This window comes from Flavobacterium sp. (assembly GCF_029242675.1).
Classification (GTDB): domain Bacteria; phylum Bacteroidota; class Bacteroidia; order Flavobacteriales; family Flavobacteriaceae; genus Flavobacterium.
Genome location: NZ_JAQWTM010000077.1, coordinates 1 through 24,736, shown reverse-complemented (window position 1 = coordinate 24,736; position 24,736 = coordinate 1). Strand labels below are relative to the sequence as shown.

Genomic DNA, 24,736 nt, shown 5'->3' with positions numbered 1-24,736 from the left:
ACAGAAATACAAACTTACACATAGAAATAATTAAAATCAAAAACATGAAAAATTTAAAATCAACATTACTAGTAGCATTTATTGCTTTATTTTCAAACGGAGTATTTGCACAAATAGATGCTATTGACAAAACAGGTTTAGCAATAGGTGGTTACGATGTAGTCTCTTACCAAAAAGACCACAAAGCAATGAAAGGAAGCGCTAAATTTGCAGAACAAAACGAAAAGGTTACTTATTACTTTGCATCTAAAGAAAATGCAAAAGCTTTTAAAGCAAACCCTAAAAAATACGTACCACAAGTAAACGGTTACTGCGCTTGGGGTGTAGCTGAAAAAGATTCTAAATTCTCTATCAATCCTGAGACTTTTAAAATTGTAGATAACAAATTGTATTTATTTTTTAATGGCGATTTTAATGGAACACAAGTCAATACGCTTGATATCTGGAATAAAGACGAAGCCAAATACCTGGGAATGATCGATAAAAAATGGGATGCGATCAAATAATAAATACCACAATTATATACCACCACAAAATTGGACACAAAGGGTTTCGCTTTAATTAGCTAAACCCTTTGTTGTATGGGAATAAAGCAGAGAATACTTTCAGAAAATGCTGTTTTTTTGGTACTTTTGACAAACTGATAGTAAATAAATCGTTTTTGTAATGAAAAAATTCTTCAAAATAACTGCTTCCATTATTGTAGTTCTTGCCATTGTTTTAGGTTCGTTAGTCTATTTCACGAGTAAGCCGCTACCAAAAGGAGATTCGGGAAGCAAAGCCGAAATACTTACTGATAAAATTCAAGAAGCAATCAATCAAAAAGCTTGGGACTCGACCGCCGCGGTTGCTTTCACTTTTAGAGGTAGTCATCATTACCTTTGGGATAAAAAGAACAACTTGGTTCAAGTAAAATGGGGTGAAACTAAAGTGATGTACAATACTAAAACATTGCAAGGTCTAGCTTATAAAAATGACAAACCTCTTACTGAATCTGATAAAGCAGACGCTATAAAAAAGGGAAATAATTATTTTAATAATGATTCGTTTTGGTTAATTGCCCCTTTTAAACTGCGTGACGCAGGAACCACTCGAAGCCTTGTCATGCAGGACAATCAAGAAGCCTTGATGATTACTTATGCCTCTGGCGGCAGTACTCCCGGAGATTCGTATGTTTGGCTTGTAGATAAAAATTATGTTCCAAAAGCATGGAGAATGTGGGTAAGTATTATTCCCGTTGGTGGCATAGAAACGAGTTGGGAGGATTGGGAAACATACTCTAATGGCGTAAAAATTGCAACAAATCACAAAGGGTTATTTGACTTAAAACTAGAGAATGTAAAAATTGGGCAATCGATAGAAGAGATCAACAAAGGCGTTAATCCGTTTATTGATGTAATAAACAACTAATAGTCCGTACGTTTTTAGGAAATAGCAACAAATTAACAAAGACACCTATTATTGATTGAGCATCGTTTCCTCGTTGTATTGATTAGCAAATTCATTGTTACCTACAAACAGTTCAGCGATAGCATTTTTAATCTCAATCCAATTCACCTGAGCCAAACTTAAATGCAAGCGATATGAGGTTATTAATTTGCCCAAAACTTGCTTTTGAATTGCATTCATTAGAGCGGTATCTGCAATAAAAAGTCGGTTGAACTCTATAAAAAAGGCAAGGATAAACAACTCAATATTACTCGCTTGTTTCGAATAAATAATTAAATCATTCGTACAAGTAGCATAAACTAAATGAATACTTTTTTTGATTATTTGCTTTGTATATTGAATTGCCTTCATAACGATGTTATTTGATTTAACAAATATACTCTCGATGAAGACGTTAACTTTTATAGGATTTTTAGATAGTATTATGAGATTTCGACTAAATCCTATAAAACCTCTTAGAATAGAAAACGTAAATCTACTCTCATTCTTTTTTTAGCCCTGATTGCAGTGGAAATCCTTTTTTAAAATTTGTCATACTGAGCTTGTCGAAGTGCAAATTTTAAAAAAGATTGGAACGTAAAGCAGGAAATAGCTCCTAATAACAAAACAGCTACCAAAATAAATTGATAGCTGTTTCTTTTAAATATTAGTCATTCTTTTTGATTCGAATTTTAAAACAACTTCCGTCTGTTTTGCAAATTCTTCTTCCATTTCTGGTTGTGATACATTTTCTAAAAATATACTCACAATTATCATCCTGTTTTGGACTCATATTTGAAAAATATTAAAATTTAACAATAAAGAAGTCCTTTAGTTTACCAAAATATTTTACTTTTGAAGTGTTAATACAAATAAAACGTTTGGCTATAGAATAGAACTTCAAATCTATTATCTATATTTAAATTTAAAAAAAGACTTCAACTGCAATTGAAGTCTTTTTTTTTATATTAAGACCCACACATTTCGCACTCATCAGGACCAGCATTTTTTGCTAATTCGATCATGGCTTTGTATTCATCTGCAGTCATCTCTACTCCTACAGCTACTGGCTCATTCAAAGTTGCAATCGACTCTAATCTTGCAGAGGCTTGTACTTGTACTCGCTCTTTCACTTCGATAGGCGCTGCCGCTTTATCATTGTTTAAGGTAAACTTAATCGCATCAACAGCTGCTTTTGTTCTCAAGTAATACATTCCCGTTTTCAAACCTGATTGCCATGCATAAAAGTGCATTGAGGTTAGTTTAGAGTAGTTAGCATTTTGCATGAACAAGTTCAATGATTGTGATTGATCTACGAAATATCCACGCTGACGTGACATATCAATAATATCTTTCATAGACATTTCCCAAACTGTTTTGTACAATTCCTTCAAGTCTTGCGGGATATTTAAATCTTGAACCGATCCGTTGTTACGCATCAATTCTTGTTTCAATGTTTCATTCCACAATCCTAGCTCTACTAAATCGTTCAATAAATGTTTGTTTACCACGATAAACTCACCTGAAAGTACACGACGGGTATAGATATTAGACGTGTATGGCTCAAACGCTTCGTTGTTTCCTAGAATTTGAGAAGTCGATGCAGTTGGCATAGGCGCTACTAATAAAGAGTTACGAACACCATGCTCCATTACCTCTTTACGCAACGATGCCCAATCCCAACGACCTGACAATTCTTCGTCTTTCATTCCCCACATGTTAAACTGGAATTCTCCTTTTGACATTGGCGAACCTTCAAAACTAGAATACGGTCCTTCTACTTTTGCCATTTCCATAGAAGCAGTTACGGCAGCAAAGTATAAGGTTTCAAAAATTTCTTGGTTTAGTTTTTTAGCCTCGTCTGAGGTAAATGGTAAACGCAACATGATAAAAGCATCTGCTAATCCTTGCACCCCAAGACCTACTGGTCTGTGACGTTTGTTAGAATTTTCAGCTTCCTTAACTGGATAGTAATTTCTATCAATTACTTTGTTCAAGTTTTTAGTCACGCGCTTGGTAACCGTGTAAAAAGTATCGTGATCAAATTTCCCGTTTTCAACAAACATTGGTAACGAAAGTGATGCTAAATTGCAAACCGCAACCTCATCAGGAGAAGTGTACTCCATGATCTCCGTACATAAATTAGAAGAACGAATTGTTCCTAAATTCTTTTGGTTTGATTTACGGTTAGCCGCATCTTTATATAACATGTATGGCGTTCCAGTCTCGATTTGAGATTCTAGAATTTTCTCCCATAATTCATGTGCTTTTATTGTTTTTCTTCCTTTTCCAGCTTTCTCGTAGCTTTCATAAAGTGCTTCAAATTCGTCTCCATAAACATCGTACAATCCCGGACACTCGTTAGGACACATTAAAGTCCAGTTTCCGTCCTCTTGCACACGTTTCATGAATAAATCAGAGGTCCACATTGCAAAGAATAAATCTCTTGCACGCATTTCCTCTTTTCCTGTATTCTTTTTCAAGTCTAAGAAATCAAAGATGTCCGCATGCCAAGTTTCGATATAAATAGCAAAACTACCTTTACGTTTTCCTCCACCTTGATCTACGTAACGCGCCGTATCATTAAACACACGTAACATAGGAACGATTCCGTTAGAAGTTCCGTTTGTACCACGAATATACGATCCTGTAGCACGGACGTTGTGAATTGCTAAACCAATTCCGCCTGCTGATTGCGAAATTTTTGCCGTTTGTTTCAACGTATCATAAATTCCGTCAATACTATCGTCTTGCATTGATAAAAGGAAGCAAGATGACATTTGAGGTTTTGGAGTTCCTGCGTTGAATAAGGTTGGCGTTGCGTGTGTAAAGAACTTTTTAGACATTAAGTCGTAGGTTTCTAAAACAGCATCAAGATCATCTAAGTGAATCCCTACTGATACACGCATTAACATATGTTGTGGTCGCTCAACAATTTTCCCGTTTATCTTAAGCAAATAAGAACGTTCTAATGTTTTGAAACCGAAATAATCGTAATTAAAATCTCTATTGTAAATGATATGTGAGTCTAAAAACTCTGCATTATCAACAATTACTTTGTAAACCTCATCCGAAATTAACGGAGCATATTGACCGTTTCTTGGGTTTACATAGTTAAACATTTCAGTCATCGTCTCTGAGAACGATTTTGTTGTATTCGAGTGCAAGTTCGAAATCGCGATCCTTGCTGCTAATTGTGCGTAATCAGGATGCGCAATGGTCATTGATGCTGCTGTTTCTGCAGCTAAATTATCTAATTCTGACGTAGAAACCCCATCATAAAGCCCTTCAATTACTCGCATTGCTACCTTAACTGCATCTACCAAATCATTCAAACCATAGCATAGTTTTTTAATTCTATCTGTGATTTTGTCAAACATTACAGGTTCTTTGCGGCCATCTCTTTTTACTACGTACATACTTTTTTTGTTTTTTTAAAACAGAAAATCCCTTCGCTGTTTTTATTTATTTGTAATTTTTTTTGGAGCTGTTTCCAGCTATCCGTTGCAATCTTTTTTAAAATTTGTACTTCGACAAGCTCAGTATGACAAATTTTAAAAAAGGATTTCCACTACTATCTGGGCTAAAAACTCAGTAGGTGAATAAAAATAATTTGATTAAAAGTCAGCGTCAAATGAAATTTTCTGTGCTTCACCATCGGTATTCATAACACCTGATTTTTGGTATTCAGCCACTTTTTTCTCAAAGAAGTTTGTTTTTCCTTGTAGCGAAATCATGTCCATAAAATCAAATGGGTTAGAAGTATTGTACTCTCTATCACATCCTAATTCTACTAACAATCTATCAGCAACAAATTCTAGGTATTGCGTCATTAACGAAGCGTTCATACCTATTAAACTTACTGGCAATGACTCCGTAATAAATTCTCTTTCGATATTCAAGGCATCAACAATAATACTTCTGATTCTTTCTTTTGGCACTTTGTTAATCAAGTGGTGGTTGTGCAAGTGCACTGCAAAATCACAGTGAACTCCTTCGTCACGAGAGATTAACTCGTTAGAAAATGTTAATCCTGGCATTAAACCACGTTTTTTCAACCAGTAAATCGAGCAAAACGCTCCCGAAAAGAAAATTCCTTCTACTGCTGCAAATGCAATTAAACGTTCTGCAAACGAATCAGATTCGATCCATTTCAACGCCCAGTCTGCTTTTTTCTTGATTGCAGGAAAAACTTCTAATGCATTGAACAATTCATCTTTTTCAGCCTCGTCCTTAACGTAAGTATCGATAAGTAAAGAGTACGTCTCGCTATGAATGTTCTCCATCATGATTTGAAAACCATAAAAGAATTTAGCTTCCGCATATTGTACTTCATTTACAAAGTTCTCAGCTAAGTTCTCATTCACGATTCCGTCAGAGGCAGCAAAAAACGCTAAAATGTGTTTTATGAAATATTTCTCTTCATCGTTCAGCTTATTATTCCAATCGTTTAGATCTTGTGAAAGGTCAATTTCTTCGGCAGTCCAAAAACTAGCCTCCATTTTCTTGTACCACTCCCAAATATCATGGTGTTTGATTGGAAAAATAACAAAACGGTTCTTATTTTCTTGTAAAATTGGTTCTATTTGCGACATTGTATTGTTGTTTTTTTATTATGAAAATCCAGCAAAATAAGGTTCATTCTGCGAATTACAAAGATTGTGAAATATTGCCGGAATTGAAAGTCAAACTTATCCACAATATGCCCTAGTTTTTAACAACGGTTAAAAAACAGTAGATTTACAACCAAAAATACAAAATATTAAAAATCAACGTTTTAAAAGAACAAAAAGAACGGGAAGTGCCGTAAAATATAGGAATTATTAAATAGGAAGCAAGTAAAAAATACTTATTTTTTTATTTATTTTTTCAGCTCTTCAGCAACCTTTTCAAGCTCTAAATACCAGTCTTCGCCAAACCTTCTAATCAATGCTTCTTTGACAAATTTATACACTGGAACTTCTAGTTCTTGACCTAAAGAGCAGGCTGCATCGCAAATGTCCCATTTGTCATAATTTACCGCCGCAAACTCCGTATAATCTTTTACACGAATAGGATAAAGATGACAAGAAACAGGTTTTTTCCAATCAACTATTCCTTGATTGTACGCTTGTTCAATACCGCAGAGAGCCGTTTTACCGTCAAAAATGACATACGCACAATCCTTATTATCGATTAATGGCGTTTCTAAATCACCGTCAGTTCCGTTGGTCCAAGTTCCTTGTGCTTCAATAGCTGCTATACCTTCTTTACGTAAAAAAGGTTTAACCTTAGGATATATGTCTTCTAAAATTTTAGTTTCTTCTAAAGTCAAAGGCGCTCCTGCATCGCCATCTACACAACATGCGCCATGGCAGGCTGATAAATTGCAAACAAAATCCTTACTTAAAATATCTTCTGAAACTATGGTTTTTCCTAACTGAAACATGCTATTGAGGTACTAAATTATTTTAGGCAAAGATAGCGAAACAAAGCCACAACTAGAAAACAAAAGGAGCTTCAACTCCTGATCCTTTACTCTAAACAACCACATTTACTATTACCACGAGCATTTAGCTCAATTTCTACGCTTTTAACTTACCTTTGCGGCTAAATTTTTAGCTATGCAGTTCGATTTAAGAGAAATAATCACAGTAGGAATGGTACTTTTTGCAGTAATCGATATCATTGGCTCTATTCCAATCATTATCGATTTACGATCAAAATTCGGACATTTAGAGTCGGGCAAGGCCTCGATAACTTCTGGAGCCATTATGATCGTGTTTTTGTTTGTAGGAGAGGAAATCCTTAAACTTATCGGAATCGACGTAGCCTCTTTTGCTGTAGCGGGAGCTTTTGTACTTTTCTTTTTAGCCCTCGAAATGATTTTAGGAATCCGAATTTATAAAGATGAAGAAGCCAGTTCGGCCTCGATCGTTCCGCTTGCATTTCCTTTAATTGCCGGAGCAGGAACAATGACTACTCTACTATCTTTAAAGTCACAATTTCATACTATCAACATCATTATCGCTATTGTACTTAATATTATATTGGTTTATATCGTATTGAAATCTTCGTCAAAAATCGAGCGAATGTTGGGAGAAAACGGCTTAGGCGTTATTAGAAAAACATTTGGAGTGGTATTATTGGCCATAGCTGTTAAATTATTTGCAGCTAATGTTAAAGGTTTGTTTGTATAATAAAAATTTTTATAAATTTACGCAGTAATTAAATCTGAGGCCACAACAAGGTTCGACTACTTGTCTAAACATTTTTGTCCAAAAAACCATAAGCAGCCAACAGATAAAAAAATCTATTATGAAAATCTTTACTAACGTATTAGTGGTTCTTGCAGTAGCCCTTATTATCTTCAACATCAGTTTACTTGATTTCAAACATCCTTTCCAGGGAGATAGCGTAGTTGCTTTTATTGGAATCTTCGCTTCTTTCTGCGCTGTTTTAATTCTGTTGATTTTTAAAACGTCTAAAAAGATAGAAGAGAGAATGAATAACAAATTGTAATATCAATTTGCTTTTCCTTTTAATTCCATTACCCTAACCGTAGCAGTAAACAGGCCACGAGAATGCTTTTAAATTACGCACTGAATACAGTACATTGTATTGAAAACGGTTTTTAACCCAGTATTTCCATCTCAACCTTTGTTTCAGACTTATCATTCTCCTTACTTAAGGATCCCTTTAATCATAGCATCTTCTTTTAACACGATTTCGTAATAGGCTTGCTCCCCAAACAATTGTCGAGCAAATTCAGCAGTAAGGTACCGCTTCACAATTTCTTTGTTATTTAATAGTTTAGGATCCAAACCATTTTTAGTTAGAAACGTTTTAAAGTTTTTATAGTACAACTCTGTATTATTCATTTTTGTCAAAAAGGCATCAAAATTAATTCCCTTAAAAACGGTTCGGTCTTGGTCTAATTGTTCAAAAACAAAATTCCCAACCAATCCTGATTGCATCAAATACAAAGTATTTTCATTCCCCTGCTCTAGTTGCAACGGAATAAATACGTCAGGCACGATTCCGCCGCCACCATATACTATTTTCCCTTTAGGCGTTTTAAACTTTAAACTATCTACGACCTTAATACTATCTTTTTCATACAACTCACCACTAGTCAATCGATCTTCTGAATCTTTAAAGTAAGCTTCGGCATCTCCTTTTATATAGGGTTTTTGAATAGATCTTCCCGTAGGTGTGTAATATCTTGCAACTGTTAATCGGACAGCTGATCCATCTTCAAAATTCATTTCGCGTTGCACCAAGCCTTTCCCAAAAGAGCGACGACCCACAATTGTTCCTCGGTCATTGTCCTGAATTGCACCCGCTAGAATTTCACTAGCAGACGCACTATTTTCATTTATTAGTACAAAAACTTTTCCGTTTTGGAAATCTCCCTTTGCAGTAGCAAACGTTTTTTGAGTACTCCCTTTTTTATTTTTCGTAAAAACAATTAATTGTTTGTCTCTCAATAATTCGTCAGCAATGGCAATGGCCTCTTCCATATAACCACCTCCATTATCTCTTAAATCAATCACAATTGCAGTTGCTCCTTGCTTTTTTAGCTTAAGCAATGCTTTATGAAACTCCTCATAGGTTGTATCTGCAAAACGATTGATTTTTATGTAGGCAGTGTTTTTTGTAAGCATTAAGGAAGCGTCAACACTATTTAAAGGAATGACATCCCGTTTCACTTTAAGGGTTAGCTTTCTGTTCTCTGATTTTCTATAAACAACTAATTTTACTTCGGAACCTTTTTCTCCTTTTAGTTTTGAAAACAAACTATCAGAAGGTAGTTTTCTACCGTATAGCTTGGTTTGATCTGCGTACAAAATACGATCCCCAGCTTTAATTCCTGCTTTGGCCGAAGGACCATTAGCTACTGGTTTAATAATCGCTACCGAATCTTTATACATATAAAAGCTAACTCCAATACCTACGAAATCACCTCTCATGCTTTCGGCAACCTCCGCCTGCTCAGTGGGAGGAACATAGACAGAATGTGGATCCAATTGCCCAAGAATTTTATCAACGGTGAGATTCACAATTGAGTCTGCATTGACATTATCAACATACTCATTATTGATAAAGTCTATTAGTTTATTTAGTTTAACCTTAGAACTGTTGTTGACTAGCAATTTGCTATCAATAGGAGTACTTAACCATCCACCCACAATTATTCCTAATGCAAGGGTTGCACCAAAAAGCATTGGAAGATATTTTGGGTTTGGTTTCATTATTAGTTTAGTTCTGGAATATGCTCTACTTCGACTCCTGCTTTCAATAAAAATTGAATCCCCGAGTCATCGCGATATCCATTGTGATACACCACTCTTTTTATTCCGGATTGATGAATTAATTTACTGCACTCTTTGCAAGGCGAAAGCGTGATGTACAACGTAGCACCTTCACAGGACTGCGTAGAGCGAGCCACTTTTAGAATAGCATTTGCTTCAGCATGTAAAACATCCCATTTAGTCAATCCTTCCTGATCTTCGCAGCAGTTTTCAAAACCGGAGGGCGTACCATTGTAACCATCAGATATTATCATGCGGTCTTTTACAATAATAGCACCTACTTTTTTACGCTCACAATAGGACAATGCACCCCACTCAGTTGCGATTCTTAGATAGGCTTTGTCGTATTTATTTAATTTTTTCGCTTCCATATTATCTTCCCCAAATTTCACTTGCTATTATTAATGGTATCACTACTCCTATTATAAACGCCGACATTACTAAAGTCCAATCTCTTTTAGAAAACCTAAAGACCGTTTGCACAATGTAGGACAATACTAATACTACGAATACCACAACTATTTGTGCTGCCTCAATCCCTAAAGCAAACTCCCCTAAAGGCAATAGCTTAGATGATGGTGATCCTCCAAGTATGGTTTTGAAATAATTAGAAAAGCCTAATCCATGGATAATTCCAAAAAACAAAGTGATAAAAAACACCAAGTTTATACTCTCTTTTTTACTTGACTTACCTGCCGTAAACAAGTTAAAAAGAGCCGTAAGTAATATTGTTATTGGTATCAACAACTCTACCACATTTACTTTTACTGCAATAATTCCAAAAACAGATAGAACTAACGCTACCGTATGACCAATTGTAAAGAGGGTCACTAAAAGCACAATACGCTTCCAATCTTTAAACGAAAACGGAATTGACAACGCAATTAAAAACAAAACATGGTCGTAAGCGTAAATATCTAAAACGTGTTTTAATCCTATTTGAAAGTAAATCCAAAACTCTGACATGGGTACAAAAATTAGTTGATAATGGGTTTGTAAACTTACGATTAATTTTGAAAATGCTGTAGTACTCGCCTTAAATCCTACGTTAAAAAATCGATACTAAAATATCGAACTAAATAAAAAGAAAATTAAAATTATAAATTTAAAAATTGAATTATCTTTGCGAGATAAAATAAAAACAATAACTATGTCATTTTCAGATTTATTTGATAGCGAATTCAAACAAAGAAACAAAGGTCATTTCTCTTCTATTGTTAGATTAGCACTTGCAGACGGAGTTTTTGCACCCGAAGAGCGCGCTTTTTTAGACAAACTAGCAATTAGACTTGAGATCTCGGCTGCGGAATACGAAGAAATTTTAGAGAACCCAACCAAATATCCAATCAACCCTCCTTATTTAAATGCACAAAGAATTGAGCGTTTATATGACTTGGCCAGAATGGTAAATATTGATCACCATTTAGGAGATAATCAAGAAGTGATGTTGCACAAACTAAGTTTAGGAATTGGTTTCACACCTGAAAATGTTCACGCTGTGGTTACCAAAGCACTTGAATTAGCAGATAAAAAAGCAGACCTTGATACTTTTCTTGAAGAAATTGAAAAAGTTGAGAAATTAAATTCATAATAACAAAAAGCTTCCTAGTGTAAAAATTAGGAAGCTTTTTTTATTTTATCTAAGTCGCAGATACTAGTATTTACTTAGTTTTGCTTCAAGCATGAATGCTTCAGCCTTTTCAACCATATTATAGCTTCCGCAGAAAAACGGTACTCTTTCGTGCAGTTCTTTAGGTTCGATTTCCATAATTCTACCAAATCCATCTGAAGCTTTACCACCAGCTTGCTCTACAATAAAAGCCATTGGATTACATTCATACAATAATCTCAATTTACCTTTTGGCGCCTTTGAGCTTGTAGGGTAAATGTAAATTCCACCTTTAATCATGTTTCTATGAATATCCGACACTAGACTTCCTATATATCGAGAAGTATATGGTCGATCTCCTTCTTCGGATTGGCAATACTTTATATAATTTTTTACGCCTTGCGGAAAGTGAACATAGTTACCCTCGTTAATAGAGTAAATATTTCCGTCTTTTGAAAACTGCATATCAGGATGCGATAAATAAAATGTTCCAATAGCAGGGTTCAAAGTAAATCCATTCACTCCATGACCAGTCGTATACACGATCATGGTAGAAGTTCCATAAATAACATATCCAGCAGCTACTTGATTAATCCCCGGTTGTAAAAAATCTTCAATCGTTACTGGCGTTCCAATTGGGGTAATCCTTCTATACACTGAAAAAATAGTTCCTACAGATACATTTACATCAATATTTGAGGAGCCATCAAGCGGATCCATTAAAACAACATATTTATTATTGTGGCTATTGTCGCTACCTTCAACTGTAATGAATTCATCATTTTCTTCAGAAGCAATTCCGCATACAATTTCTCGATTGATTAACGTTTGGATAAACACCTCATTAGCATAAACATCTAATTTTTGTTGGTCTTCCCCTTGTATGTTTTGCTCACCTGCTGCCCCTACAATATCAACTAACCCAGCTTTATTCACTTTGTAGTTCACAACTTTGGCTGCTAATCGTATTGAGTTGATGATTCTAGATAATTCTCCTGACGAGTATTGAAAGGCATTTTGGTTTTCAATAATAAATTCCCCAAGGGTTTTGTTGCGTTCTTCCATTCCGATATCGTTGTAGTTTAGTTAGTTTGAAGTCACAAATATCGTGTTTTTTGTGAAATTGGTTTCAATAAAATTTACTTAGTTTATCACTATTGTATATTTGTTCCTAAAAAAGGTTTTATTTTATTTAAAATCTTTAATTTAAGTTATCAATTGTTAAAAAAGGAAAAAATGAATATTCGTAAGGGACAACCGGAGGACATGGGTGCTGTTTTAGGTCTGATACAAGAATTAGCGATTTTTGAGAAAGAACCTGATGCGGTTTTAGTTACTGTAGAAGACTTGGTTCGCGATGGTTTTGGACCTAAACCATTATTTAATGTTTTTGTTGCTGAAATAGATTCCGAAAATAGCCCCAACAATAAGGAAATTGTTGGAATTGCATTGTATTACTACCGTTTTTCGACTTGGAAAGGCAAAACGATTCACTTAGAGGACTTGGTCGTAAAAGAAAGTATGCGTGGCACAGGATTGGGCTATGCGTTGTACTCTGAAATCATAAAGCAAGGTAAAAAAGACCAAGTGCGTAGGGTAGAATGGAATGTCCTAGACTGGAATACTCCTGCCATTGACTTTTATGAAAAATCAGGTGCCAAGGTACTCAGAGATTGGTATGTTGTACAAATGGACGAAGCAGGTATTGCCGACTTTGTTGCTAATAAATTAAAATAGAATTACAATTTTTGTTAGATAGATATGAGAGTATTCAAATTTGGAGGTGCATCAGTAAAAGATGCCGCAGGAATTAAAAACGTGTACGACGTTTTAGAAAAAGTAGGATATGAGGATGTGCTTCTTGTTGTTTCAGCAATGGGTAAAACAACCAATGCGCTCGAAGTAGTTATTAAAGATTACTTTGATAAATCAGCAGCGTTACAATCATCAGTACAAGAGATAAAAAAATACCACAATCAAATTTTGATGGATCTTTTCGAGGACGAAAATCATGCTGTTTTTACTGCAGTGAAAGCTCAGTTTGCAGATTTAGAGTATTTCCTGGCACACAACAAATCTCCTAACTACAACTTTGTTTACGATCAAGTTGTAAGTTATGGTGAGTTAATTTCGACAACTATTTTAAGTCATTATATGGATTACCGCGGAATCCAAACACAGTGGCTTGATGTTAGAAACTTCATTAAAACCAACTCTAACTACAGAGATGCTGAAGTAAATTGGGAATTGACACAGCAAAATATTGCTAAAAATGTCAAACGAAAAATGCTTAATGTTACTCAAGGATTTTTAGGATCTGACTATAATAATTTCACAACAACCTTAGGTCGTGAAGGATCGGATTATACTGCTGCTATTTTTGCATACTGCTTAAATGCCGAAAGTGTTACAATATGGAAAGACGTACCAGGGGTTATGAATGCCGATCCAAGGTATTTTGAAAACGCAAGTTTATTGAACCAGATTTCATATCGTGAAGCCATCGAATTAGCTTTTTATGGCGCCACTGTTATCCACCCAAAAACGTTACAACCTTTGCAGAAAAAGGAAATTCCTTTGTATGTAAAATCATTTATCAATCCGTTGTTAAAAGGCACCAGTGTTTCTAAAGGAGTAGCTCTAGAGCCATTTATGCCTTGTTTTATTGTAAAAAGAAACCAACTTTTGATTTCGTTATCATCGATTGACTTCTCTTTTATAATGGAAGAAAACATAAGCGAGATTTTTGCTTTGTTTCACCAATTCAAATTGAAGGTAAATTTAATTCAGAATTCGGCAATTAGTTTTTCTGTTTGTGTGGAAGACAAGTTTGATAATTTCACAGATTTAAATGCCATTTTATCAAAGAAATTCAAGGTTGATTTTAGCGAGAATGTGACGTTGTACACGATACGCCATTTTACAGATGCTGCAGCACAAACGGTTGAAGAAGGAAAGAATGTTCTTTTAAAACAAATAAGTACAGAAACGATGCAAATCGTGACGCTAGAAAATTAAAATTAGTTCTCAAAGCCGCTCGCCCCTTTTCAGTATAATTCTTTAGAATACACTACTTTTGACATCTAGACGTTATCCTTTATATGTTGAAAAAAGTATTGCTATTAGCGTTGCTATTTTATTTTTCTGGGCTTCATGCCCAGGAAAATAACACGCTATACAAGACCAAAAAAATAAAAGTCAGTACGGACACTATCTATTTAGAAAAAGAAAGTTTAAACAACTCTTTTTTTAAAATTCTTAATAGTAAAGGCGCTGCACTTTCCGAAAACTTATACCAAATTAACTTCGAAAAAGGCTATCTCATCCTCGATTCCAATTTATTTACAACCACTGATTCCTTAACAGTTAATTACTTAAAGTTTCCAGATATTTTAACGAAGGTGTACCGTAATGATAACATTACCGTGGTAAGTAGTGACATTAATACAGATCGAATTTATAAAATAGAGACTAAATCTGCCGAAAAAAACGTCCCTTTTGACGGTTTAAGTACCTCCGGCAGCATTACCCGTGGAGTGACGGTAGGAAACAATCAAAACAGTGTTTTAAATTCCAATCTCGATCTTCAAATCACAGGGAAACTATCGGATAAGGTTAGCATTCGGGCTTCTTTACAGGATAGTAATATTCCGCTTCAAGATGGAGGTTATTCGCAAAAACTAGATCAGTTTGACAATATTTTCATGGAACTATTTAGTGATCGCTGGAACATTCGCGGCGGTGATCTCTTTTTAGAAAACCGAAACTCCAAATTCCTCAACTTTAGCAAAAAAGTGCAAGGTATTAGCACCTCATTCGATTTTGGAACAACTGATAATAAAACGAATGTTTTTACCTCAGCAGCCTTGGTGCGCGGACAATATGCAAAAAGTAGTTTTACTGGAGTCGAAGGCAATCAAGGTCCTTATAAATTAAAAGGTCAAAATGGTGAGTTGTATGTTCTTGTAATCTCGGGCTCGGAGCGAGTTTACGTTAACGGTAATTTATTAAAAAGGGGCGAAAACAACGACTACACAATTGACTATAATGCAGGCGAAATTGTGTTTACACCACTTTTTACTATAACATCCGAAATGCGAATTGCAATTGAATATCAATACACTGATCGCAACTATAGTCGGTTTGTAACCTATGCAGGCGTAACTCATGAGAATAAAAAATGGAAATTTGGCAGTTACGTTTATTCGGAAAATGATATCAAAAACCAACCGCTTCAGCAAAATCTTTCGACTGACCAAGCTTTAATCTTAGCTAATGCTGGTGACGACACTAGTTTAATGATAGCACCTTCTGCTTTTAGCGACAGTTATTCTGATAATAAAATCTTGTATCAAAAAGTGCAACTCAACGGAATTACCTTTTTTGAATACACTAATAATCCGCAAGCTGAATTGTTCAATGTTCGTTTCACCGCGGTAGGCACTAACAAGGGAGATTACAGGATTAAAAACGAAAACAGTATTACACGAATCTATGAGTATGTTCCTCCAATAAATGGAATTCCGCAAGGAAGTTTCGCTCCCATTATTCAACTCATTGCTCCTGATAAAATTCAAATCGCCACTTTTATGGGTAAGTATGCCTCCACAGATAAAACGGTGGTTGACCTAGAAATTGCGGCAAGTAACAACGACAAAAACTTATTTTCGACACTTGATGACGCCAACAATACCGGTGTTAGTGCAAAATTAAATGCAAAACAACGCTTGTTTACCAAAAGTTGGAACCTAGACGCCATCACTAACTATCAATTTATACAGCAGTCCTTTAGGTCTGTAGAGCGGATTTTTAATATTGAGTTTGACCGGGATTGGAATTTAAATACGATAGTAACTGGAAATCAAAGTTTATTGACAACAGGACTAGTTTTACAAATGAATCCCAAGTCAACTAATACAAATCGCGGACTCATAGCCTATCAATTTGAGAAATTAGATTTTACTGATTCCTTTTCAGGAAACCGACATGTCATAAACGGTAAGTTCACCACTAAAAATTGGACTGTCGCTAATCAAGGTAGTTACTTAAGCAGCAGTGATCCAGTCGATAGTTCGACTTTTATTAGAAACCAAGCGCAAGTAAAATATAATTTTAACAGCAACTGGATTAGCACAAGTCAAAGAATAGAGGACAATCAGAAAAAAAGTAAAAGCACCAACCAATTGCTGGATATTAGCCAACGATTTTCGGAATATGGGCTCGCAATTGGGCGTGGAGACAGCACGCGAGTGTATATGGAAGTAGGACTATTAAAACGTACAAATGACAGTATCCAAAACGGGCAACTACAAAGGGTAAACCAATCGCAAACCTTTTATTTAAAATCAAAGTTAATACAAACAGATAAAAGTGATCTATCGGTCTATGCCAATTACAGGGTATTGGATTTTGAAAACAGAACTAAAAGAAAAGAACCCTCTTTAAACTCAAGAATACTATATAATGACCGCTTTTTTAATCAATTGGTACAAAGTAACAGTGCTTACGAAACCAATTCAGGATCAATTGCGCAGCAAGAATTCACCTATCTAGAAGTGCCAATAGGCCAAGGTGTGTATACTTGGAATGACTACAACAACAATGGTATTCAAGAATTGCAAGAATTTGAAATAGCTCCATTTATTGATCAAGCGAAATACATTAGGGTATTTTTGCCCAATCGGATTTTTGTAAAAACACATCAAACTAAATTTTCGCAGTCGATAATTTTAAATCCTGTTCAATGGCAAAATGAAATCGGATTAAGAAAGTTGTTATCTTATTTCTACAATCAAACCGCTTACTTAATCGATAGAAAAACCAAGAACGACGGAAGTAATTTTGAACTGAATCCGTTTAGTCCCTCGCAAACTGATGTTTTAGGACTAACCTCAAGTTTTAGAAACAGTCTGTTTTACAACCGCGGCAAACAATCCCATTCGGTAACCTACACTTACATTCAAAACCAAGTAAAAAGCTTACTATCGGTAGGTTCGCAAGAATCTAAAAACAATTCACATCAGTTGCAATACGCGCATTTGTATCAAAAAAGTTGGCTTTTTGGATTTTTGACCAAAACGATTCAAACCGCCATTAGCTCTGAAAATTACCCAGAAAAAAACTATTCAATCTCAGGTTATCAAATCGCGCCAAAGATTAGTTACTTATTTTCAAAAAGTACAAGCTGGGATTTGTTTTATGAACTACAAAATAAAGAAAACAAAACAGGGAGCGCCGAAACACTATCTCAAAACAGATTTGGCACCTCCTTTTCCTATGCAGGGGAGAAAAAAATAACGGTAAATGGAGAAATCTCTTTTTATCAAAACAAATTTAATGGCGATCCGTTTTCCTCAGTAGGCTTTCAAATGCTTGAAGGACTGCAGCAAGGGCAAAATTTAACATGGAGATTGCTTTTGCAAAAAAACATCACCCAATTCATGGACATCAACCTCAATTATCAGGGTCGAAAAGGTGAATTATCGCAAACGATTCACACCGGAAACATTCAACTTAGAGCCTACTTTTAAATAAATTAATAGTTTGATAATATCGATCTTTAAGTAGCTGAAAACACTTTATGTATCTTGCTTATTCAAACGGTAGATAAAACAATGAATTCGAACCAAAGCCCCAAAAATATTTTAATAGCTCCCTTGAATTGGGGACTTGGTCACGCAACACGATGCATTCCAATAATAAGAGCTTTACAAGAAAATAATTACATTCCCATCATCGCCTCAGATGGAATCGCATTAGACTTACTTCGAAAAGAGTTTCCGTATATCAAAGCATTAGCTTTGCCTTCATACCAAATTGAATATGCTAAAAATGGCAAGCATTTTAAGTGGAAGCTTTTAAAAAGTTTGCCTAAAATGATCCGCGCTATCGTAAGGGAGAAAAAAATGGTTCAGCAGTGGATTGTCGATCACGATATTGATGCCATCATTTCTGACAACAGACTTGGTGTTATTAGTAAAAAAGTGCCTTCTGTTTTTATCACGCATCAGTTGAATGTTATGACAGGAAACACCACTTGGCTCACAAGCAAAATGCACCAATACATCATCAATAAATTTAATAGCTGCTGGATTCCAGACTTTGAAGGAACGCCTAATTTAGCGGGCGAATTAAGTCATTGTAAGAGAAAGAAATTAAATTTAAAATACATCGGGCCTTTGAGCCGCATGCACAAAAAAGAGGTTACTATTGCGTATGACTTGATGATTATCCTATCGGGGCCAGAGCCACAACGAACTTTGCTGGAAGAGCGATTAAAAACCGAACTAGATACTTACTCTCAGAACGTGATATTCATACGAGGAATTATCGAAAAAGAACAGAAAAAAAAGCAACTAGGCAAGATTACGTATTACAATTACATGAATAGCAAACAACTAGAACAAGCATTTAATGAAAGTGCATTAGTACTGTGCCGCTCCGGTTATACGACCATAATGGACTTAGCGCAATTGGAGAAAAAAGCTTTTTTTATACCGACTCCAGGACAATATGAACAGCTTTATCTTGCTGAAAAACTACAAAAAGAAGGCATAGCACCTTTCTCATTGCAAGAGGAATTTAAAATCTCTGACCTCAATAGAACTGTTAATTACAAAACGATAACTAGTCAAAAAACAAGCATAAACTGGAAGGAACTATTTGAACTATTCGAATAAAACCTCTCTTTTATTTTAAACTATAAAGCACAAAACCTACCTATAAAGTAGGTTTTTGTGCTTTCTCCCAAATAACAACATTAATCTATGGAAGTGATGATAAATTCACTACGCCTATTGGCTTGATGCTCTTCCTCAGTACAAGGGACATTATCAGCACATCTATTTAATAATTGTGTTTCGCCAAATCCCCTTGTAGTTAATCTTGATTTATCTATGCCGTTTGCCACCAACCAATCTTTGGTAGAGTCTGCTCGTCTTTGCGAAAGCACGATATTGCTCATATCGTCTTGCCTACTATCAGTATGTGATCTAATCTCAATTTTAATTTTTGGATTTTGTATCATTACCTCGTATACTTTAGCTAACTCAAGGGCTGCATCCGGTCGAATATTGTATTGGTAAAGATCGAAATAGATTCTTTTAAGTCCCAATCCCTTGGCAATATCATCTCCTATAGCTAATTTTTTAATAGTAGGCTCTAAAAATACCGTGATGAACGTGTTCCCACTTGTTGACATAACTTCAGATGTTACCTCTTCAGAATCATATGATTCTTTCTCACATCGGATATAATATTTTGCTCCACAATCTACCTTCCCAACATTAAATTCACCTCTACTATTTGATTGAGATGATTGAATAAGTTTGTAATTGCTGTCATACAAAACAACTTTTACAGCCGGAACAGCTTGTTGTGTTTGCTCATCCAGTATTACTCCCGATAAAAACTGCTCACATGGACTTTGTATTTCCATTTTCTCTCTTATTTGATAAATATCATCTCCTCCCTTTCCACCTTCTCGATTGGAAGTTACAAAGCCTGTCTTGCTTTTAGTATCAATTAAAAAGGCAAAATCATCTTTAGAGCTGTTGATTGGTTCTCCTACATTAACGACCTCGGTATAAGAACCATTTAGATTAGGTTTAGAAACAAAAACGTCCATTCCGCCAAGACCAGGATGCCCATCTGAAGCAAAATACAATTCATTTTTATCCGTGATATATGGAAAAGTTTCCCTGCCTTCCGTATTAATCTCTTTACCAAGGTTTTCCGGTTTTCCATAGCTATCATAACCATTAATCGCTACTTTAAAAAGATCCGACTGACCGAGAGTTCCCGGCATATTGGAGGCGAAATATAATGTTTTTTCATCGGCACTAAGACAAGGATGGGCCACGCTATAGTTATCGCTGTTAAACGGTAATTCAACTACATTATGCCAAGAGCCATTGCTAAAGTTAGCTCTGTAAATCTTAAGTAATGTGGTTCGATCATTATCCATCCCTCTTTTACCTTTATTGTAATTGTTTCGGGTAAAATAGACTGTTTTGCCATCTTTAGTGAATGCTGGTGTCGATTCGTGAAACTTAGAATTAAGGTCTTTTGAAAGCTGTGAAACTTTAGATAATTGATCATCATCATTAATTTTTGACAGGTATAAGTTAGTAAATCCTTCCCCTGTCCAAGGGTCCCTATTTTTTAAACTGTTACCAACGTATCTACTAGATGCGAAAACCAAATTTCCGTTATAATATGAGCTACCATAATCAGAAAATCGGGAATTAATTGGTGCATTCTTAATTGTATATCTTCCTGAATTTTGTTTAATTATGGAGAGATAATCTCTTTGACTAGCTGCTAACTTTGCTCTTCTATCATTTCCATTCTCTTGATTGAACTTTAGGAGCATTTTATCTGCTTCCTCATATTCATTGATTGCTTTTAAACTTTGAGAAAAACGATAGTAGCATTCCGGACTGATGTCTGAGGTGCTTGCAAATAATTCCTTGTAATATTTTGCTGCACTATCCAATTTACCGTTATAATAATAGGCATTGGCTAATTTTAGCAAGGTGGTTGGAGATTTTACCCCTTTGTCAAATAAACGCTGATAGGTATTGATTACATCAATATAGGCAAATCTATCAAACTCTTTTTCTCTTTTAGGTTCTGTTTGAGCTTGAATCTGTATATGACAAATGCTTATTAGAACTACTATATAATACTTTTTCATAATCACTAATTTAGAAAAATCGTGGTGTTACGATTTGTTTTTTATTAAATAAATCAAAACGCAAAAAGACTTCGTGGGAACCTGAATTGTAATTTGACAAGTTAGAGGTTTCGAAGTCATAGCTGTAGCCAACAAACATCCCGTTTGTAATCTGAATTCCAGCCATAGCAGTTGCTGCTGCACTCCAACGCCACGATAGTCCGATAGTAAATTTTTCTTGAATCAAGAGATTAGTGGACACATCCACTTGTAATGGAGCACCAGCCACCATTTTAGTTAAGAAGCTTGGTTTTAATTTTAAATTTGGGCCTAAATCAAAAACATAACCTCCAATTAGATAATAATGCAATCTTTCAGCTATGGCAGCTGATGAATTATCATCAAAATGCTTATTCGTGAGGAAATTAGGAACAGAAATACCTGCATACATTCGATCTGAATGCAAATAGATTCCAGCTCCAATATTGGGAGTAAAAGCATTGTCGATATTATTTTGAAATTTCGGGTCATTCAGATTGTACCGATCTAACTTGGTATAATCAACATTTAATAAATCTCCCGAAGCTTTAATTCCAAAAGATAAATCAAAGTCCCTTGACATGATGATGGTATAGGACATGTCAATTGATATATTATTCTGATCCGAAGCGCCAATTTTGTCGTTTACAAATGATAAGCCGAGTCCAATTTGTGAATTTTCGATAGGTGTATTAATCGAAAAGGCATTGGTCGTTGGTGCTCCGTTTAGACCAACCCACTGGGTACGATGAAGACCAAAAATGCTAGTGACACCTCTACTACCAGCATACGCTGGATTAATATTGATGGTATTATACATATAGTGAGTATATTGAGAGTCTTGCTGAGCAAATGATGACAGCATTACGAATAACAGCAGTATTACTATTGGAGTTGTTTTCATACTATTAACTTTAAATTTTACTAAAATAGATCGCTAATTTGCTTTCTAATCTGTTTTCTAATCGTTGATTAATTGCAAATATCCTGATGTACTATTTCCATTCCCGTCTGCATTTTTATATTTAACCACATAAAAGTAAGTACCTGTAGGTAATCCTTTTGATTGATTGACTGTAACCCTTCCTTCTGACATTCCTCGGAATGCTTTGGAGGTATTGTTATATCCGTCAACACCAAATACTTTCACGCCCCAACGGTCAAATATTTCAACTGTATTCTCTGTGTAACATTCTAATCCTTCAATAAATAAAAAGTCATTATTCCCGTCCCCATCCGGAGAAACCGCATTGTAAACCCTAACATCGCAGCCACTTAAAACTAAAACTGTCGCATCAGATAAATCAGTGACCTCTACTCCTTTTGGACTTGTACCAAAAGCTCTCGCTTGTTTTACAACTTTTCCAACAGTTATATCCTCTTTAGTAAGGGAGTAAGCAACTGAAAAAATCATATTTTCTTTCATTTGAAGAGGAGCTGTATAAGGTAGATCGATTTTACCCGTTATAACATCCTCTAAACGAATATTGGATAACATAGTATTTCCCGAATTCGTGATATTAAAGGTGTATAAAATTTTATCACCAACTTGTACCTGACCATTATCGTTTTTATTCATGATTTCGGCACTCACGAGCAAAGTAATTTTTGGGCTTTGAACGAGCGGTGTCATAGTACAGGTCAAGCAATCGGGCTTGATTGCGCAGGATGTGCAAGGTGTAGGATCGGTAGAGGTATTACTTACCTTTAAGTTTAGTGGATTTTTTCCTTCAACAGTTGCTAGATTATAAACAATTGCATCAGCAATATCTTGTAAGGTAATAGCGTACAGTCCTGTAAATGCTGTACTATTGGATTGACCTGGAGCTAAAGAGCTGATGGGTCCACCATTTACAATTGCTTTGTTATCAAAAATTTTAACATCGGTAAGAACTGTATTCCCAGTGTTAGTCACTACATAGACATATTTTACATGATCACCAACATTGGTAACACCATTTCCATCAGTATCAACATAAATACCATCTGCCGTGATGCTTATTGCCGATTTAGGACCTAAATCAACCACAGTAACTGTATTATTTGTTATCGCCGTACCTGAAATATCTGTTACAACATTCCCTTTTGGATCTTGTGCTTTTACCAAAGCGCTATTAGTTACTTTGCCTGCATCAACATCAGCTTGGGTAATCGTGTAGGTTCCTTTGATGCTGTTGTTGGTCGCACCGGCTGCTAGTGTCGCAATTGGGTTACCTGTTAGCACTAGTCCTACCATTGGATCACTAACCACTACATTACTCAAAGTGGTATTTCCTGTATTGGTTACTGCAAATGTATAGGTGATCACATCGCCTCTTGCTCCTGTACCTGATACAGTAGCTGTTTTCACCAAGGCAATACTCGGGTTAAACGAGGTTGGTGTTTCGGTTGGTGTGTTGTTTGTAATTGCCGTACCTGAAACATCTGTTACATCGTTCCCTTTTGGATCTTGTTCTTTTACCAAAGCACTGTTCGTTACTTTACCTGCATCGATATCGGCTTGGGTAATAAAATAATCTCTCTCAATTACAATCATCTCTAAAGGCAGTAATGTTCCTGAACCAACCATTACCGAACTAATTTCTAGTTTAGGATCGTTTATCACTATGTTTTTTAGTGTAACATTTCCATTATTGGTAATTTCAAAAGTATAGGTTATTTTATCCCCAACTGTTGCGTTTTGTGCAGCATTTGGGTAATTGGATTTTTTAACCAATGTAATCGAAGGTCGTTGATTGAGAATTACTTCAGTTGGATCATTGGTTCCTAAAGTTGTACCTGATATATCTGTAACATCATTATTCGATGGGTCTTTCGCTTTAACTAAAGCCGAATTAGACACTTTGCCTAAATCAATATCGCTTTGCTTAATTTGATATGTTGCCGAAATAGTAGCATTAGTTTCACCTGGTTCTAATGAAGAAATTGAATTTCCTGAAAATACTAAACCTACCATATCGTCAGAAATACTTATGGCTGTTAAGGTCGTTGTACCTGTATTCTTAACTTGAAAACTATATGTTATAATATCTCCAACGGCTCCACTTCCGCTTACTGATGCTGTTTTAACTAGAGCGATTGTAGCTCTCTGCCCGATTGGAGTTTCAGTAGGGTCATTGTTAGTAATCGCGGTTCCTGAAACATCTGAAACGGCATTTCCTTGCGGATTTTTTCCATTAACGACAGCTGAATTGGTTACTTTACCTGCATTTACATCATCTTGTGTGATCGTATATGTTCCAGATATAGACAAATTAGTTTGGCCTGGAGCCAAAGTTGCAATAGCATTACCACTTAACACTAGTCCCACCATCGGATCAGTAACTGATATAGAATTTAAGGTAGTTGTTCCTGTATTCGTTATTGCAAAAGTGTAAGTAATCGTATCTCCCAAACCTGCGTTTCCATCAACACTTGCCGTCTTAACAAGGGCGATTGAAGACTTCTGATCTACCGCCACAACTGTTGGTAAATCATTTGTAGTTGCTGTTCCAGAAACATCTGAAAAAGTAGTACCAGCAGGATCTTTAGCTGAAACCACTGCACTATTGGTCACTTTTCCTGCATCGATATCTGCTTGTGTTATGGTGTAGCTGGCAGTAATAGTGGAGTTCGTAGTTCCTGCAGCTAACGAAGCTAAAGTGCTTTTCGAGAACGTCAATCCTACCATTGGATCACTAACCACTACAT

At 35.5% G+C, this 24,736-nt stretch carries 20 protein-coding genes; 9 read left to right on the top strand and 11 right to left on the bottom strand.

What is annotated here, in order from left to right:
• The first annotated feature begins 44 nt into the window (after positions 1 to 44).
• The gene (locus P8M54_RS03075; RefSeq protein WP_300284992.1) at positions 45 to 506 is read left to right on the top strand and encodes a YHS domain-containing (seleno)protein; all 462 of its coding nucleotides are present in this window, start codon (positions 45 to 47) and stop codon (positions 504 to 506) included.
• 160 nt (positions 507 to 666) lie between these two features.
• Positions 667 to 1,410 (top strand): hypothetical protein, encoded by a 744-nt coding sequence (locus P8M54_RS03070; RefSeq protein ID WP_300284989.1) that lies wholly within the window; start codon positions 667 to 669, stop codon positions 1,408 to 1,410.
• 48 nt (positions 1,411 to 1,458) lie between these two features.
• Here P8M54_RS03070 and P8M54_RS03065 read toward each other — a convergent pair whose 3' ends face one another.
• The 4 genes from P8M54_RS03065 to P8M54_RS03050 form a co-directional block, all read right to left on the bottom strand.
• The gene (locus P8M54_RS03065) at positions 1,459 to 1,800 is read right to left on the bottom strand and encodes a hypothetical protein (protein ID WP_300284987.1); all 342 of its coding nucleotides are present in this window, start codon (positions 1,798 to 1,800) and stop codon (positions 1,459 to 1,461) included.
• Between the two features lie 596 nt (positions 1,801 to 2,396).
• Positions 2,397 to 4,847 carry a ribonucleoside-diphosphate reductase subunit alpha gene (locus P8M54_RS03060; RefSeq protein ID WP_300284985.1) on the bottom strand — a complete coding sequence of 817 codons (2,451 nt, stop codon included), beginning with the start codon at positions 4,845 to 4,847 and terminating at the stop codon, positions 2,397 to 2,399.
• A 198-nt stretch (positions 4,848 to 5,045) separates the two neighbouring features.
• Positions 5,046 to 6,023: a ribonucleotide-diphosphate reductase subunit beta gene (locus P8M54_RS03055; RefSeq protein ID WP_300284983.1), complete on the bottom strand. Its 978-nt coding sequence runs from the start codon at positions 6,021 to 6,023 to the stop codon at positions 5,046 to 5,048.
• Positions 6,024 to 6,289: 266 nt separating this feature from the next.
• Positions 6,290 to 6,856, bottom strand: a complete 567-nt coding sequence (locus P8M54_RS03050; protein WP_300284980.1) for a DUF3109 family protein — start codon at positions 6,854 to 6,856, stop codon at positions 6,290 to 6,292.
• A 175-nt stretch (positions 6,857 to 7,031) separates the two neighbouring features.
• Here P8M54_RS03050 and P8M54_RS03045 point away from each other — a divergent pair, with 175 nt between their 5' ends.
• Both P8M54_RS03045 and P8M54_RS03040 read left to right on the top strand, forming a co-directional pair.
• Positions 7,032 to 7,607 (top strand): MarC family protein, encoded by a 576-nt coding sequence (locus tag P8M54_RS03045; protein WP_300284978.1) that lies wholly within the window; start codon positions 7,032 to 7,034, stop codon positions 7,605 to 7,607.
• Positions 7,608 to 7,725: 118 nt separating this feature from the next.
• A complete protein-coding gene (locus P8M54_RS03040; protein ID WP_300284975.1) occupies positions 7,726 to 7,929 on the top strand; it encodes a hypothetical protein in 204 nt (67 codons plus the stop codon).
• A gap of 161 nt (positions 7,930 to 8,090) precedes the next feature.
• Here the strand turns inward: P8M54_RS03040 and P8M54_RS03035 are convergent, their stop codons facing one another.
• From P8M54_RS03035 to P8M54_RS03025, 3 genes are read right to left on the bottom strand one after another with little or no spacing between them, the layout of a single operon-like run.
• Complete coding sequence (locus tag P8M54_RS03035) at positions 8,091 to 9,662, bottom strand: S41 family peptidase (protein ID WP_300284972.1); 1,572 nt, start codon at positions 9,660 to 9,662, stop codon at positions 8,091 to 8,093.
• 2 nt (positions 9,663 to 9,664) lie between these two features.
• Positions 9,665 to 10,093 (bottom strand): dCMP deaminase family protein, encoded by a 429-nt coding sequence (locus P8M54_RS03030; RefSeq protein WP_300285042.1) that lies wholly within the window; start codon positions 10,091 to 10,093, stop codon positions 9,665 to 9,667.
• A gap of 1 nt (position 10,094) precedes the next feature.
• Positions 10,095 to 10,688, bottom strand: coding sequence for a HupE/UreJ family protein (locus P8M54_RS03025; RefSeq protein WP_300284968.1), 594 nt, complete (start codon positions 10,686 to 10,688; stop codon positions 10,095 to 10,097).
• A gap of 184 nt (positions 10,689 to 10,872) precedes the next feature.
• Here P8M54_RS03025 and P8M54_RS03020 point away from each other — a divergent pair, with 184 nt between their 5' ends.
• The gene (locus P8M54_RS03020; protein WP_300284966.1) at positions 10,873 to 11,313 is read left to right on the top strand and encodes a TerB family tellurite resistance protein; all 441 of its coding nucleotides are present in this window, start codon (positions 10,873 to 10,875) and stop codon (positions 11,311 to 11,313) included.
• Between the two features lie 63 nt (positions 11,314 to 11,376).
• On the opposite strand, the gene fbp is transcribed toward P8M54_RS03020, so the two are convergent.
• A complete protein-coding gene (gene fbp / locus P8M54_RS03015; RefSeq protein ID WP_300284963.1) occupies positions 11,377 to 12,396 on the bottom strand; it encodes a class 1 fructose-bisphosphatase in 1,020 nt (339 codons plus the stop codon).
• 171 nt (positions 12,397 to 12,567) lie between these two features.
• Between fbp and P8M54_RS03010 the strand changes: the two genes are divergently transcribed.
• The 4 genes from P8M54_RS03010 to P8M54_RS02995 all read left to right on the top strand — a co-directional run bounded on the left by P8M54_RS03010 (position 12,568) and on the right by P8M54_RS02995 (position 19,010).
• Complete coding sequence (locus P8M54_RS03010) at positions 12,568 to 13,068, top strand: GNAT family N-acetyltransferase (protein WP_300284960.1); 501 nt, start codon at positions 12,568 to 12,570, stop codon at positions 13,066 to 13,068.
• A 24-nt stretch (positions 13,069 to 13,092) separates the two neighbouring features.
• Positions 13,093 to 14,349 carry an aspartate kinase gene (locus P8M54_RS03005; protein ID WP_300284957.1) on the top strand — a complete coding sequence of 419 codons (1,257 nt, stop codon included), beginning with the start codon at positions 13,093 to 13,095 and terminating at the stop codon, positions 14,347 to 14,349.
• Between the two features lie 83 nt (positions 14,350 to 14,432).
• Complete coding sequence (locus P8M54_RS03000) at positions 14,433 to 17,861, top strand: hypothetical protein (RefSeq protein WP_300284954.1); 3,429 nt, start codon at positions 14,433 to 14,435, stop codon at positions 17,859 to 17,861.
• 84 nt (positions 17,862 to 17,945) lie between these two features.
• Positions 17,946 to 19,010, top strand: a complete 1,065-nt coding sequence (locus P8M54_RS02995) for a glycosyltransferase (protein WP_300284952.1) — start codon at positions 17,946 to 17,948, stop codon at positions 19,008 to 19,010.
• Positions 19,011 to 19,090: 80 nt separating this feature from the next.
• Here P8M54_RS02995 and P8M54_RS02990 read toward each other — a convergent pair whose 3' ends face one another.
• The 3 genes from P8M54_RS02990 to P8M54_RS02980 all read right to left on the bottom strand — a co-directional run.
• Entirely contained in the window at positions 19,091 to 21,028 is a 1,938-nt protein-coding gene (locus tag P8M54_RS02990) for an OmpA family protein (RefSeq protein ID WP_300284949.1), read from the bottom strand.
• A gap of 10 nt (positions 21,029 to 21,038) precedes the next feature.
• Positions 21,039 to 21,950: a type IX secretion system membrane protein PorP/SprF gene (locus P8M54_RS02985; protein ID WP_300284946.1), complete on the bottom strand. Its 912-nt coding sequence runs from the start codon at positions 21,948 to 21,950 to the stop codon at positions 21,039 to 21,041.
• A 57-nt stretch (positions 21,951 to 22,007) separates the two neighbouring features.
• Positions 22,008 to 24,736, bottom strand: a 2,729-nt coding sequence (locus P8M54_RS02980; RefSeq protein ID WP_300284943.1) for a gliding motility-associated C-terminal domain-containing protein, incomplete at its 5' end; no start/stop codon positions are given.

Bases quoted from the DNA above. Each gene is read 5' to 3' on its own strand.
- P8M54_RS03055 (WP_300284983.1), bottom strand. From the start codon at position 6,023: ATGTCGCAAATAGAACCAATTTTACAAGAAAATAAGAACCGTTTTGTT.
- P8M54_RS03045 (WP_300284978.1), top strand. From the start codon at position 7,032: ATGCAGTTCGATTTAAGAGAAATAATCACAGTAGGAATGGTACTTTTT.
- P8M54_RS03020 (WP_300284966.1), top strand. From the start codon at position 10,873: ATGTCATTTTCAGATTTATTTGATAGCGAATTCAAACAAAGAAACAAA.
- P8M54_RS03040 (WP_300284975.1), top strand. From the start codon at position 7,726: ATGAAAATCTTTACTAACGTATTAGTGGTTCTTGCAGTAGCCCTTATT.
- P8M54_RS03025 (WP_300284968.1), bottom strand. From the start codon at position 10,688: ATGTCAGAGTTTTGGATTTACTTTCAAATAGGATTAAAACACGTTTTA.
- P8M54_RS03050 (WP_300284980.1), bottom strand. From the start codon at position 6,856: ATGTTTCAGTTAGGAAAAACCATAGTTTCAGAAGATATTTTAAGTAAG.
- P8M54_RS02995 (WP_300284952.1), top strand. From the start codon at position 17,946: ATGAATTCGAACCAAAGCCCCAAAAATATTTTAATAGCTCCCTTGAAT.
- P8M54_RS03060 (WP_300284985.1), bottom strand. From the start codon at position 4,847: ATGTACGTAGTAAAAAGAGATGGCCGCAAAGAACCTGTAATGTTTGAC.
- P8M54_RS02990 (WP_300284949.1), bottom strand. From the start codon at position 21,028: ATGAAAAAGTATTATATAGTAGTTCTAATAAGCATTTGTCATATACAG.
- P8M54_RS03065 (WP_300284987.1), bottom strand. From the start codon at position 1,800: ATGAAGGCAATTCAATATACAAAGCAAATAATCAAAAAAAGTATTCAT.
- P8M54_RS03010 (WP_300284960.1), top strand. From the start codon at position 12,568: ATGAATATTCGTAAGGGACAACCGGAGGACATGGGTGCTGTTTTAGGT.
- P8M54_RS03035 (WP_300284972.1), bottom strand. From the start codon at position 9,662: ATGAAACCAAACCCAAAATATCTTCCAATGCTTTTTGGTGCAACCCTT.
- P8M54_RS02985 (WP_300284946.1), bottom strand. From the start codon at position 21,950: ATGAAAACAACTCCAATAGTAATACTGCTGTTATTCGTAATGCTGTCA.
- P8M54_RS03005 (WP_300284957.1), top strand. From the start codon at position 13,093: ATGAGAGTATTCAAATTTGGAGGTGCATCAGTAAAAGATGCCGCAGGA.
- P8M54_RS03075 (WP_300284992.1), top strand. From the start codon at position 45: ATGAAAAATTTAAAATCAACATTACTAGTAGCATTTATTGCTTTATTT.
- fbp (WP_300284963.1), bottom strand. From the start codon at position 12,396: ATGGAAGAACGCAACAAAACCCTTGGGGAATTTATTATTGAAAACCAA.
- P8M54_RS03030 (WP_300285042.1), bottom strand. From the start codon at position 10,093: ATGGAAGCGAAAAAATTAAATAAATACGACAAAGCCTATCTAAGAATC.
- P8M54_RS03070 (WP_300284989.1), top strand. From the start codon at position 667: ATGAAAAAATTCTTCAAAATAACTGCTTCCATTATTGTAGTTCTTGCC.
- P8M54_RS03000 (WP_300284954.1), top strand. From the start codon at position 14,433: ATGTTGAAAAAAGTATTGCTATTAGCGTTGCTATTTTATTTTTCTGGG.